The sequence below is a fragment of the Pseudoflavonifractor sp. 524-17 genome, assembly GCF_009935845.1.
Taxonomy (GTDB): Bacteria; Bacillota; Clostridia; order Oscillospirales; family Oscillospiraceae; genus Pseudoflavonifractor_A.
In genome coordinates, this window is record NZ_QWEK01000044.1 from 19,106 (window position 1) to 31,176 (window position 12,071).

Annotated in this window: 13 protein-coding genes; 4 read left to right on the top strand and 9 right to left on the bottom strand. The window is 63.3% G+C overall.

Annotated elements, in window-relative coordinates:
* Window positions 1–16: 16 nt before the first annotated feature.
* The 3 genes from aroF to D1159_RS14395 form a co-directional block, all read right to left on the bottom strand.
* The gene (gene aroF / locus D1159_RS14385) at window positions 17–1,036 is read right to left on the bottom strand and encodes a 3-deoxy-7-phosphoheptulonate synthase (protein ID WP_161846346.1); all 1,020 of its coding nucleotides are present in this window, start codon (window positions 1,034–1,036) and stop codon (window positions 17–19) included.
* Between the two features lie 322 nt (window positions 1,037–1,358).
* Entirely contained in the window at window positions 1,359–1,883 is a 525-nt protein-coding gene (locus tag D1159_RS14390) for a nucleoside recognition domain-containing protein (RefSeq protein WP_161846347.1), read from the bottom strand.
* Window positions 1,883–2,506, bottom strand: a complete 624-nt coding sequence (locus tag D1159_RS14395; RefSeq protein ID WP_161846348.1) for a nucleoside recognition domain-containing protein — start codon at window positions 2,504–2,506, stop codon at window positions 1,883–1,885. Before D1159_RS14395 ends, D1159_RS14390 begins: the two co-directional genes overlap by 1 nt.
* A gap of 277 nt (window positions 2,507–2,783) precedes the next feature.
* Between D1159_RS14395 and D1159_RS14400 the strand changes: the two genes are divergently transcribed.
* Complete coding sequence (locus tag D1159_RS14400) at window positions 2,784–3,026, top strand: AbrB/MazE/SpoVT family DNA-binding domain-containing protein (protein ID WP_161846349.1); 243 nt, start codon at window positions 2,784–2,786, stop codon at window positions 3,024–3,026.
* Between the two features lie 281 nt (window positions 3,027–3,307).
* On the opposite strand, the gene rsmI is transcribed toward D1159_RS14400, so the two are convergent.
* The 6 genes from rsmI to D1159_RS14430 form a co-directional block, all read right to left on the bottom strand.
* Window positions 3,308–4,147 carry a 16S rRNA (cytidine(1402)-2'-O)-methyltransferase gene (gene rsmI / locus D1159_RS14405; RefSeq protein ID WP_161846350.1) on the bottom strand — a complete coding sequence of 280 codons (840 nt, stop codon included), beginning with the start codon at window positions 4,145–4,147 and terminating at the stop codon, window positions 3,308–3,310.
* A 10-nt stretch (window positions 4,148–4,157) separates the two neighbouring features.
* Window positions 4,158–4,805 (bottom strand): methyltransferase, encoded by a 648-nt coding sequence (locus D1159_RS14410; protein ID WP_161846351.1) that lies wholly within the window; start codon window positions 4,803–4,805, stop codon window positions 4,158–4,160.
* Window positions 4,798–5,406, bottom strand: a complete 609-nt coding sequence (locus tag D1159_RS14415) for a CoA pyrophosphatase (RefSeq protein WP_161846352.1) — start codon at window positions 5,404–5,406, stop codon at window positions 4,798–4,800. The genes D1159_RS14410 and D1159_RS14415 overlap by 8 nt, the downstream gene beginning before the upstream one ends.
* On the bottom strand, window positions 5,397–6,044 hold the full coding sequence (locus tag D1159_RS14420) for a CatA-like O-acetyltransferase (protein WP_161846353.1): 648 nt from the start codon (window positions 6,042–6,044) through the stop codon (window positions 5,397–5,399). The genes D1159_RS14415 and D1159_RS14420 overlap by 10 nt, the downstream gene beginning before the upstream one ends.
* Before the next feature lie 47 nt (window positions 6,045–6,091).
* A complete protein-coding gene (locus D1159_RS14425) occupies window positions 6,092–6,895 on the bottom strand; it encodes a formyltransferase family protein (protein ID WP_161846354.1) in 804 nt (267 codons plus the stop codon).
* A gap of 104 nt (window positions 6,896–6,999) precedes the next feature.
* On the bottom strand, window positions 7,000–8,238 hold the full coding sequence (locus tag D1159_RS14430) for a homocysteine S-methyltransferase family protein (protein ID WP_161846355.1): 1,239 nt from the start codon (window positions 8,236–8,238) through the stop codon (window positions 7,000–7,002).
* A 195-nt stretch (window positions 8,239–8,433) separates the two neighbouring features.
* Between D1159_RS14430 and D1159_RS14435 the strand changes: the two genes are divergently transcribed.
* From D1159_RS14435 to cdd, 3 genes are read left to right on the top strand one after another with little or no spacing between them, the layout of a single operon-like run.
* A complete protein-coding gene (locus tag D1159_RS14435; protein WP_161846356.1) occupies window positions 8,434–8,697 on the top strand; it encodes a metal-sensing transcriptional repressor in 264 nt (87 codons plus the stop codon).
* A 24-nt stretch (window positions 8,698–8,721) separates the two neighbouring features.
* Complete coding sequence (locus tag D1159_RS14440; protein ID WP_161846357.1) at window positions 8,722–11,298, top strand: heavy metal translocating P-type ATPase; 2,577 nt, start codon at window positions 8,722–8,724, stop codon at window positions 11,296–11,298.
* A complete protein-coding gene (gene cdd / locus D1159_RS20260; RefSeq protein WP_347563705.1) occupies window positions 11,276–11,935 on the top strand; it encodes a cytidine deaminase in 660 nt (219 codons plus the stop codon). Before D1159_RS14440 ends, cdd begins: the two co-directional genes overlap by 23 nt.
* Window positions 11,936–12,071: the final 136 nt, after the last annotated feature.

Below are 12,071 nucleotides of genomic sequence, written 5' to 3' on the forward strand. Positions count from 1 at the left end.
TCTTTTCCCGCTGTCTCTACCACTCCCGGCCCACGCACCGGGCCAGGGGAGCCAGCTTGTCCATCAGGGCGCCGAACTCCGCCGGGGTGATGGACTGGGCCCCGTCGCACAGGGCGTTTTTGGGATCGTTGTGGACCTCAATAATCAGTCCGTCCGCCCCGGCGGCCACCGCCGCCATGGCCATCCGCTCCACCATCCACGCCTTGCCGCAGGCGTGGGAGGGGTCCACCACCACCGGCAGGTGGGACAGCTGCTTCACCGCCAGCACCGCGGACAGGTCCAGGGTATTTCGGGTGAAGGTCTCAAAGGTGCGGATGCCCCGCTCGCACAAAATCACCCGCTGGTTCCCCCCGGCCATGATGTACTCCGCGGACATCAGCCACTCCTCCACCGTGGCGCTCAGCCCCCGCTTGAGGAGGATGGGCTTGGTGGTGTTCCGGCCCAGGCGCTTGAGCAGGTCGAAGTTCTGCATATTCCGCGCCCCCACCTGGATCACGTCCACGCACTCCTCGAAGAGCTCGATATACTCTGTGGACATGATCTCCGTCACAATGGGCAGGCCGGTGGCCTCCTTGGCCTTCTGGAGCAGGTTCAGCCCCTCGCACTCCAGCCCCTGAAAAGCGTAGGGAGAGGTGCGGGGCTTGAAAGCGCCCCCGCGCAGGGCTCCGGCGCCGCTCTTCTGCACCGCCCGGGCAATCCCCGTAATCTGCGCCTCGCTCTCCACCGAGCAGGGGCCGGCGATTACCGCCAGCTTCTTTCCTCCCAGCAGCGTGCCGCCCCCCAGTTCGATCACCGTGTCGTCCGGGTGGTACTTCCGGTTGGCCTTTTTATAGGGCTCGCTCACCCGCATCACACGCTCCACACCAGGCAACTGCTCCAGCTTCTCCAAATCCACCTTGGCCGCGTTGCCCTCAGCGCCCAGCACTGTAGTCTCCGCGCCCTTGGAGATGTTGACCTTTACCCCTCCCGCCTTCATGGCCTGAATGGCCTCCTGAAGCTGCTCCGGGGTGAACTCGTGTCGCATGATGACTACCATAAGAGATTCCTTCCTTTCTAAAACATGCAGGCGGCAAAAAACCGCGGCCGCCCTCACTGGGCTGCCGCGGTTTGGTTTCGTCCGGTATCCCCCACAGGGGCTGGACCGCCATCCTGACAGACCGGCTACAGGCAGACAGAGCTTCCGCTGCTGAAATAATAGCAGCGGTACGCAGTCATTCCATAACCGGCGGTACGAAGCATGGCGTTGTCCTCCTGTTCGATCTGAGAATACTTTAATACTTTTAATGGATAAAGTCAATAGGAAATTTCTCAGTCCCCGCAGCACTCATATTTTGAAAGGGCCGGCGGCGCGGCAGGGCCTATATTCCAAAACACACCCGCACCGCCCAGGCCGCGGCCACAAAGCCCGCCAGGTCGGCGCACAGGGCGGCGGGAATGGCGTGGCGGGTCTTTACGATACCCGCCGCGCCGAAGTAGACCGCGATGGTGTAAAAGGTGGTCTCGGTGGAGCCCAGCATCACCGCCGCGGTGCGCCCCACAGTGGAGTCGGGGCCATAGGTGGAGATGAGCTCCGCCCCCACCCCCAGGGCGGCGCTGCCGCTCACCGGCCGGATGAGCAGCAGCCCCACCGTCTCCGGCGGAATGCCCAGCAGGCGCAGCACCGGAGCCATCCCCTGGGCCGCCAGCTCCAGCGCGCCGGAGGCCCGCAGCATATACACCGCCGTCAGCAGTCCCACCAGAGCTGGGACGATTTTAATCAGCACCCCCAGCCCCTCTCCCGCGCCGGTCACCAGGGCGTCGTACACATCCACCCGGCGGGCGGTCCCCCACAGGGCCACCGCCGCCAGAATCAGGGGCACCAGCATGGTCAGCAGCAGATCCATCACCGCCCTCCCCCCTGTCCGAACAGAATTGGCCCGCCCACCGCAGGTATCGGGTTTATCATGCCAAAGAGCTTGCTGGCCCCAATCCCCACCGCCACCGAAATGGCCGAGGCCAGCCATACCGCCGGCAGAATGTCAAAGGGGGCAGCGCTCCCCGCCGCCGCCCGGACGCTGGCCACCGTGGTGGGGATGAGCTGAAGGGAGGCGGTGTTGCACACCACCAGGGTACACAGCGCGTTGTTTGCCACCCCCGGAGTGCGCCTGCTCATCAGCCGGGCGGCCTTGATTCCCAGAGGGGTAGCCGCGTTGCCCAGCCCCAGCAGATTGGCCGACACGTTGGCCGCAATGCTGTCCATCACCTCCCCGTCCCGGGCGAACTCCGGGTACAGCCGCCGCAGCAGCGGCCGCAGCAGCCGGGACAGAGCCTCCGACAGGCCGGAGCGCTTCATCACCTCCATAACCCCCATCCACAGGCACAGCACCCCCGCCATGGACAGGCACAGCTCAATCCCCGCCGCCGCGCCCTCCATCGCCGCGCCGGCCACCGCGCCCTCCCGGCCGTTTACCAGCGCGCACACCACGGAGATCACCACCATCGCCGACCAGATAATTGACATTCCCATATTTCCCTCTTCTTTCCATGCCATTTTATTTGTTCTATTCTACGCGGCCTCCCGCCGCTTTTATGTGACCTTTTACCGGCGGATTCCCTTAAAATTCGATCTTCCCGCTTCTTATCCGAAAAATACAATTTATTCCATTTTTGCGACAAGCGTCGAAAATTTACGATCTAAATTTCCAAATTCCAATTGACAATTTTATACGAAGTGTTATAATAATGACAGTTTCTAGGGAAACATAGAAAAACATGGCAACCCCTGAAAGAAAGGACGTATCGCTATGAAATCTACTGGCATTGTAAGAAAGGTTGACGAACTTGGCCGTATCGTTCTTCCCATTGAGCTTCGCCGCACCTTGGATATCGCGGAAAAGGACTCTCTGGAGATTTATGTAGACGGAGCCTCCATCGTCCTGAAGAAGTACCAGCCCGCCTGCATCTTCTGTGATGACGCGAAGGATGTTATCAATTTCCGCGGCAAGAACATCTGCCCCAACTGCCTGAAGGAGCTTCAGGGCAAGTAAGCATCCGGATACCTTGTACACTTAAAAAACCCGGCAGCCTATTGGGCCATCGGGTTTTTTTGGTATCTTTTTTGAAGTCCCGCCTCTTTTCCCCTGGATGCGCGGCGGGATGCAGCGTACCTTTTTGTGGTTCTCTCCTGCTTTGCAGGCGGCAAAATATTTTTTCAGATCACCGCTCCATTCCCGATCTTGAAATTATACTTTTAGTATATTTTCCTCCTCCACCTTGGGCCGGCGAAAAAATTCCCGAAAATAGCCTGCGCTTCTCCCGCCGTCCCGCCCTATTTTCCAGTTTGATTGACGGCCCTGCTGTACAGCTCGTTTCGGGACAGGCCGGTCTCCTTTGCCGCCTGGCGCACCGCGTCCCGTAGGGAGCTCCCCTCCCCCCGCAGGCGCCCCACCAGGGCCAGCCCCTCCTCCAGGGCCGCCGGAGCCTTGTCCTGTACGCCGGCCCCCTCCAGCACCAGCACAAACTCCCCCTTGGGCGGGTTGTCCTGGTACCACCGGGCCGCCTCCCCCACGGTGGTACGCCTGATCTCCTCGTGGAGCTTGGTCAGCTCCCGGCAGAGGGTCAGCCGCCGTCCGTCTCCAAAGCAGTCCCGGAAATCCGCCAGAGTGGCGGGGAGCTTGTGGGGAGCCTCGTAGAAAATCATAGTCCGCGTCTCCTTCCGCAGGCTGTCCAGATGGGCCCTGCGGTTCTTTTTGTTCATGGCCAGAAAGCCCTCGAAGGTAAAGCGTCCTGTGGGCAGTCCGGACACGGACAGGGCAGTCACCAGGGCGCAGGGCCCCGGGAGGCTCACCACCTCCACCCCCGCTCCGACGCACAGGGCCACCAGCTCCTCCCCCGGGTCGCTCACCGCCGGGGTACCGGCGTCCGTCACCAAAGCGCAGCTCTCCCCCGCCAGCAGCCGGGCCAGAACCGCCTCTCCTCCCGTCCGGGTGTTGTGGCGGTGATAGCTCACCATAGGCTTTTTGAGCCCTAAGTGGTTGAGCAGCTTCACCGACACGCGGGTGTCCTCCGCCGCGATGAAGTCCACCTCCGCCAGCGTCTCCGCCATCCGTTTTGATATGTCCCCCAGATTGCCAATGGGCGTGGGGACCAGATAGAGCACTCCCGCCATGGGCACCTCCTTATGTTTCATTCGTCAGGATTTTTACCGGCAGAAGCTCCAGCCCCGGCCGCCCCCTTTTAACCCCCTCCATCAGCAGGGCGAAGGGGGGGTGGCTGGCGCTGTGCTGAAGGATCTGCATCCGCTTGGGCTCCAAATCTGCCCCCCGCAGGGCGCATACTATCTCCGCCAGCCGCTCCGGCCGGTGGACCAGGGCGAACCGGCCGTGATATTTCAGCAGCCGCCCCGCTGTTTTGCACAGCTCCGCCAACGTGCAGCGCTCCTCCATCCGGGCCCCGCCGCCGGAGCGTCCGGAGCGCTGGGCGAAATAGGGTGGGTTGGACACCACCAGATCAAAGCTCCCCGCCGGCAGCTCCACGCTTTGCAGATCCCCCTGCCGGACCGTCCCCGACAGGCCGTTCCGGGCCAGGTTCTCCCGTGCCGCCTGGGCGGAGGGGCCGTCCAGCTCCACGCCGGTGAGCTCCAACTTTTCCGCCCGGCCGGCCAGCAGCAGAAGCAGCACACCGCCCCCGCACCCCAGATCGCACACCCGCCACCCGGGCTTTACCGCGGCGAACCGGCCCAGCTCCAGACTGTCCCGGCCCAGCGGAAAGCAGCTGGGGCAGTCCTTGTACCAGAAGGGGTCCAAAAACTCCAGCCGGCTACCCATTCCGCAGGGCCTCCGCCAGCCCCCGGACGATCCGCCCCGTCAACCCCCAGATGGCCCGCCCCTCCCACTGGTAGATGGGCACGTCCACCTGACCGCCCCGCCAGGGGTAGCCCTTGGGAAAGCCGATTTCGCTGTAGGGGAAATCCTCCGCCACCCTGGGTTCCAGAACACACACCGGACACAGGGGCTCCGTCTCCAGAAAGAAGGACAGGGGCGCCTGGAACACCGCCTCCACCTCGTTGGGATTGAGCCTGAACTCCCTGGTTTTTACCTGCCCCAGAATGGGATGCATCAGGTCGCCGCTCTGGTGGAGCAGGCGGTCCAGGGGAACGATCTCCTCCACCTCTCCCGGCGGGATGCCCAGCTCCTCCCAGGTCTCCCGGAGGGCGCAGTCCGCCGGGGTCTCTCCCGGCTCCATCCGCCCCCCGGGGAAGCAGACCTCCCCCGGCTGACGGCGCAGAGCCGCCGCCCGCACCTCAAAGAGCAGGCTTAACCCTGCCGGCCCCTCCACCAGAGGGACCAGCAGGCCGTATTCCCCTCGTATCCCCTGGAACCCCGGGGCGCGGCTGGACAGCTTTTTTCTGATCTCCGCTACATCCACGGCGTACCGCCCGCCTCCAGCGCCGCCAGACGCCGGCTGAGGTTTTTATAGAACTGACCCGCGTGGATGCCGTCCAGCAGCCGGTGGTTGAGCTCCAGAGAGAGGGGGAGTACCGTGCGCCCTCCGCTCTCTTCATACTTTCCCCAGGCAACCTGAGGAATGGAAAACGCCGGATCCCCATCCCAGGCATTGCTGTAGGCGCTCAGCGGGAACCAGGGCAGGCAGGTAAAGTGGATCTGCCGCTCCAAATCCCAGGGGCCGTTGGCGAGAAATACAGTCTGCGCCCGGCTCTTCTCCCGGGCCGCCCGGCAGAAAGCGTCCAGGCTGTCCCCTGCCTCCAGCGTAACAATGTGAAAATACTCGCTGCCTGGGTGCAGATCGGTAAAGCTGGGGATCAGGGTGTCATACCACACCACGCCCCCGTCCTTCTCCCGGTAGTGGAAGGCCTCCACCTCTTCCATGGCCTTTGTGACCAGAAAGATCATGCCGCAGTAAAAGGACAGCCCCTTTTCCCTGGCATAGCGCCGCAGGCCCGTCACATCCACGGGAAAGGTCATATTGTAGAGGGGCATTGCCAAGTTTTTATAAAACTGATAGTGATCCCGCCGGGCCCACTGCCCCAAATCCACCTGTCTCATTCTCTCCTCCTTTTCCACATCCGCAAAGCCCCTGCTGTCAGACGCTGTTACGCCAGCACCCGCAGCCAGCCGTCGGATAAGGCGTACTCCCGCGCCCCGTCCGCCAGCCGTACCGTCCCCGGTCTCTGGCCGTGGTCTTCTCTTCTGGCCTCCCCCCGGAGCACGGTGATGTCCCTATCCGGCAGGCGCAGGGTGCAGCCGTACCCCGCGAAGGCCCGCACCACCCGGTCCGCCCAGGCGGCGGCGTCCTCCGGCCGGATCACCAGCTCCTCCCCAGCGGGCTCCGGCCAGTACTCCCCCGCCCCCTGGGGGACGGCCTTGTCCCACAGGCGATCAAAGTCCCGTACCGCCTGCGCCAGCACCTGGGGAGCCAGCCGCCGGATGGTCTCGGTCATGGTCTCCAGGGTGTCCGCCTCCGTCACCGGGAAGGGCCGCTGGAGCAGGATGTCCCCGGTGTCAAACCCGGCGGCCACCTTGTGGATGGTGACGCCGCTCTCCCTCAGCCCCTTCAGGATGGTGCAGGGCATGGGCCACGGCCCGCGGCCCAGGGGCAGCAGGGCGGGGTGGACGTTGGCGCACCGCAGGGGGGTATCCACTGGGATTTTGTAGATATACCCGGCGGAGAAAAGCGCCTCGCACCCCTGATCCAACAGCGCCAGCAGGTCGCCGGAGGTCACCCGCTGATCTGTCCAGGGGATGTTCCGCTTTTGGGCGAAGTCCGTCACCGCCCGGTTGAACTCGTACACATTGTTTGTGGGAAAGGTAAAGAGCTTCATGATCTGACACCCCGCCTCCTCCAGCGCCTCCAGGCAGGGGGACAGCAGATCAAAGCCCGCGTAGGCCACCTTCATATCCATTCTCCTTTAAGTGATATCCTGAGAAAAGCAGGGCCGCGCCGGAGCGGCGCGGCCGGTATGAAAAAGAGACGCTCACAGCTCCGCCCGGACGCTCCCACTCACAGCAGAATCAGGCCGTATTTCTTCCGCATCTCCTCCAGGAAGGCGGGTTCCAGTTCCTCGGTCCCATCCCAGAAGGCCCGGCCCTGAAAGGCCCGCAGGGCGCCCTCCAGCAGCTCCGGCACGTCGGTGCCGATGCACAGGGCGTCCTTGATGGCGTACTGATTTTCCGCGAAGAGGGCCAGATCGTCCTCCTCCAGAATTTCAATTTTCAGCGCCCCCTGGGGGCAGCTCTCCTCTGCCTCTACAATGTCCTCCATCAGATCAGGCGTGCAGCGGATGGGCTCGCCCACGTCCACGTCGGGGGTGATGAACCGGGCCTCGGTCTCGCTGGCGCAGGGGATCACGTCCGGGTCCCGCTCCACTGCCGGGAAGGACTGGAAGCCGATGCTGTCCACCGCCTGGCGCAGAAGGGCGATGTGCTCCGGCGTGGTACCGCAGCAGCCGCCGAACACCCGCACTCCCGCCTCTGCCAGGGCCCGGGTATAGGAGGCGAACTCCTCCGGTTCACAGTCGTACACCGTCTCGCCCCCCTCCACCCGGGGCAGGCCCGCGTTGGGCTTGGCGATGAGGGGTACTCTGGCATAGGGGGCCAGGCGGCGGATCTGCTCCACCATCCGGTCCGGTCCGGAGGAGCAGTTCAGGCCAAAGGCGCTCACCCCCATGCCCTGCATGATAATCATGGCCGCCAGCACATCCGTCCCCGACACGGTGCGCCCATTCTCGTCGCAGGTAAAGCTGACAAATACCGGCTTGTCGGACACCCGGCGTACCGCCAGCACCGCCGCCCGGGCCTCCGGCACGGTCATGGTGGTCTCAATCATGAAGAGATCCACCCCCGCCAGCGCCAAGGCCATGGCCTGCTCGGTATATACCGCCTCCAGCAGCTCAAAGGTGCTCTCTCCATAGGGCTGGATGAACTTTCCCGTGGGGGACAGATCCGCCGCCACCAGGGCTTTCCCGTCCGCTGCCTCTTTGGAAAGGGCCACCAGCCGCCGGTTGTACTCCGCCACCTGGCCAAAAATGCCATGTTCCTCCAGCTTGATGGCGTTGGCGCTGAAGGTGGGCGCCATAATCACATCCGCCCCCGCGGCCACATACTCCCGCTGAAGGCCCAGCAGCACCCCGGGATGCTCCAGCACCCACTGCTCGGTACACACCCCCGCCGGCATTCCCCGCTTCAACAGCTCGCTGCCGGTCCCGCCATCCAGTAAAAGCGGCAGAGGAATTCCATCCATCTGTCCATATCCTCCTTAATCGTTGTATCGCTTCTGTATACAAAGGGTAGTATATACTAAAGAGGACTGGGAAATCAAGTAAAACCGGAGATTCTTCCATTCCGGCGGGAAACTCCTTCTTGACAAATCCATCTTGCTGGTATAAGCTTTAGATACTCCCCCCCAGGGGGGTGTCTATTAAAGGAGGGACCAACTGTGACCGCTGATCGCGACAAAGTACTCCGCCTGCTTAAAACCGCCCGGGGCCAGCTGGACGGCATTGTGAAGATGGTAGAGGAGGACCGCTACTGCATCGACATCTCCCAGCAGGTCATGGCCACCGCCGCCATTTTGAACCGGGTCAACCGGGACATTCTCACCGCCCATCTGGAGCACTGCGTCCGCAACGCCGCCAGCGACCAGGAGCGGCAGGAGAAAATCCACGAGGTGGTCCAGGCCCTGGACCGCATTTTGAAATAGCGTGCCACACATCTGGAGGTAACTATGAAGCAAAAATATCTGGTCACCGGCATGACCTGCACCGCCTGCTCCGCCCATGTGGAGAAGGCGGTGTCCAAGGTGGAGGGGGTATGCGCAGTCAACGTGAACCTGCTGGGCAGCTCCATGCTGGTGGACTACGACGAGGGCCGCACCGGCGACGCCGCTATTATCTCCGCGGTGGAAGCAGCGGGCTACGGGGCCGCTCTCCCCGCAAAAGGAGGCGCACCCGCCAGAACTGCTGCCGCCCAGGCCGGGGACTCTATGGCCGCCGGCCTGAAGGCCATGAAGCGCCGGCTGATCACGTCCTTCCTCTTCCTCATCCCCCTGTTCTATCTGTCTATGGGGCACATGATGGGCTGGCCCCTTCCACACATTTTCCATGGCACCGGCAACGCCATGATCTTTGCCCTCACCCAGCTTTTGCTCCTTTTGCCCATTTTATATGTAAACGACAAGTATTATAAAGTCGGTTTCAAAACTCTTTGGAAACATTCTCCCAACATGGACTCCCTCATCGCCCTGGGCTCCAGCGCCGCGGTGCTCTATGGGCTGGTGGCCCTGTACCAGATCGCCTGGGGCCTGGGCCACGGGGACGCCGCCCTGGTCGATAAGTGGGCCATGGACCTCTATCTGGAGTCCGCCGGCATGATCCTCACCCTCATCACCCTGGGCAAATTTCTGGAGACCCGGTCCAAGGGCAAAACCGGCCAGGCCATCGCCCGGCTGATGGATCTGGCTCCCAAGACGGCCATGGTGCTCCGAAACGGGACGGAGGTTGAGATCCCGGTAGAGGAGGTCCAGGTGGGGGATCTTGTGGTCATCCGCCCCGGCGGGCGCATTCCCGTGGACGGCGTAGTAGTGGATGGGACCTCCTCCGTGGACGAGTCCGCCCTTACCGGGGAGTCCATGCCGGTAGAAAAGGGCCCTGGGGACAAGGTGGCCGCCGCGGCCATCAACAAGTCCGGCTCCTTCCGCTTTGAGGCCACCCGGGTGGGAGAGGACACCACCCTGGCCCAGATGATCCGCCTGGTGGAAGAGGCCTCCGCCTCCAAAGCCCCCATCGCCAAGCTGGCCGACCGGGTGGCGGGGGTATTTGTTCCCGTGGTGATTGGCATTGCCCTGATCACTGCCGCCGTGTGGTTTTTGATTACCGGGGCGGTCACCTCCGCCCTCACCACCGGCGTGGCGGTGCTGGTCATCTCCTGCCCCTGCGCTCTGGGGCTGGCCACCCCGGTGGCGATTATGGTGGGCACCGGCAAGGGGGCGGAAAACGGCATCTTGATCAAATCCGCCGAGGCGCTGGAGACGCTGCACACCATCGATACTGTCGTTTTAGACAAAACCGGCACCCTCACCCAGGGCAAGCCGGTGGTCACCGACCTGATCCCTGCGGACCCCTCCGGCGGGGAGGGCAGCGGCCTGCTGGCTCTGGCCGCCGGGCTGGAGGGCCCCTCGGAGCACCCCCTGGCCGAGGCTATTGTGGAGGAGGCGCAGCGGCGCAATCTCCCCGCCGCTCCGGTGCGCGGCTTTGCCGCCGTCCACGGCCGGGGGGTCCGGGCCGTCTCCGGGGAACACACCATTCTCGGCGGCAACCGGGCCATGGTGGAGGAGGCCGGTATCGATCCCGCCCCCCTGGCCGCGCAGGCGGACGCCCTATCCGCCCAGGGTAAGACCGCCCTCTTCTTCGCCGATGAGACGGAGAAAAAGCTGCTGGGCCTCATCGCCGTGGCCGACGCTCCCAAGCCCACCAGCGCCCAGGCGGTAGCCGCCTTCCGGCAGCTGGGCCTGGAGGTGGTCATGCTCACCGGCGACAACCGCCGCACCGCTGATGCCATCGGCCGGCAGCTGGGGGTCTCCCAGGTAATGGCGGAGGTTCTCCCCCAAGACAAGGAGCGGCAGATCTCCGCCCTCCAGCAGCAGGGCAAAAAAGTCGCTATGGTAGGGGACGGCATCAACGACGCCCCCGCCCTGGCCCGGGCGGACGTGGGTCTGGCCATCGGCGCCGGCACCGACGTGGCCATTGAGTCCGCCGATATCGTGCTGATGAAGAGCGATCTAATGGACGCGGTCACCGCCGTCAGGCTGTCCAAGGCGGTCATCCGCAACATCAAGCAGAATCTGTTCTGGGCCTTTATCTACAACGTCATCGGTATCCCCCTGGCCGCTGGGCTCTGGTATCCCCTGATCCACCAGATGCTTAACCCCATGTTCGCCGCCGCCGCCATGAGCATGAGCTCCGTATGCGTGGTCACCAACGCCCTGCGCCTGCGGTTCTTTCAGGCGGAGCGCACCCCTTCCGCTGTCTCGCCGGCCCCCTCCCCTGTTTCGGAGGCGCCGGGGGAAATTTTAAAGCAAGGAGCTGTTCAGCAGATGGAAAAGAAATTGATCATTGATGGCATGATGTGCGCCCACTGCACCGGCCGGGTGGAGAAGGCCCTCTCCGCCGTCCCCGGCGTCACCGCTGTGGTGATGAGCCTGGAGGAAAAATCCGCCGCCGTCACCTGCGGTCCTGATGTGGCGGACGCCGCCCTCACCCAGGCCGTCACCGGCGCCGGCTATGAGGTCCTTTCCGTCCAGTAGCCCCCTGCCCCTGGGAGCCCGCCGGCTCCCAGGGGCTTTGTGCCGTTCCGGCATCCCTTTTGTGGAATTCCTCCCCTTTTTCCCTGTTTCACCGCTGATATTGACAAATGTCTCTTCTGCGGCTAGAATAGACGTTGCCCCTCCTCGGAGGTTCCGCCCCAGCGTCCACAGGGCCTTGCGCACCTGGACGCCCTGCTGTCAAACCACACATCCATATCCAAAGGAGGACCATCTTATGACTGATCAGGAACTGGTTGAGCGCGCGTTTACCATGCTGCAATACTCCTACGTTCCCTACTCCCACTTCCCCGTCGGGGCCGCCTTAATGTGTGCCGACGGCACTGTTTTTACCGGCTGCAATGTAGAAAACTCCGCCTTTGGCTCCACCATCTGTGCCGAGCGCACCGCTCTGGTCAAGGCGGTCAGCGAGGGGCACCGGGACGACTTTGTCCGCATTGCCGTGGTGGGCAACTCCGCCGACTACTGCTGGCCCTGCGGCGCCTGCCGCCAGATGCTCTACGAGTTCGCCCCTGAGCTCATCGTTCTGGTAGCCAGGGCCGACCACAGCTTTGTCCGCTACCCCCTCCACGAGCTGCTGGCCCACGGCTTCGGTCCCAAGTCCCTCGCCCAGGGCTGAACCCTGCCCGCCAAAACACAAAACTGCTCTGTTCAAAAACGGCACAGCCCGCAGGCTGTGCCCAGCCTGTCGAAAAAGTCTGCCCTTCGGCAGACTTTTTCATATAAACGAGGTAAAATAGAGCAGGGTGAGAAAA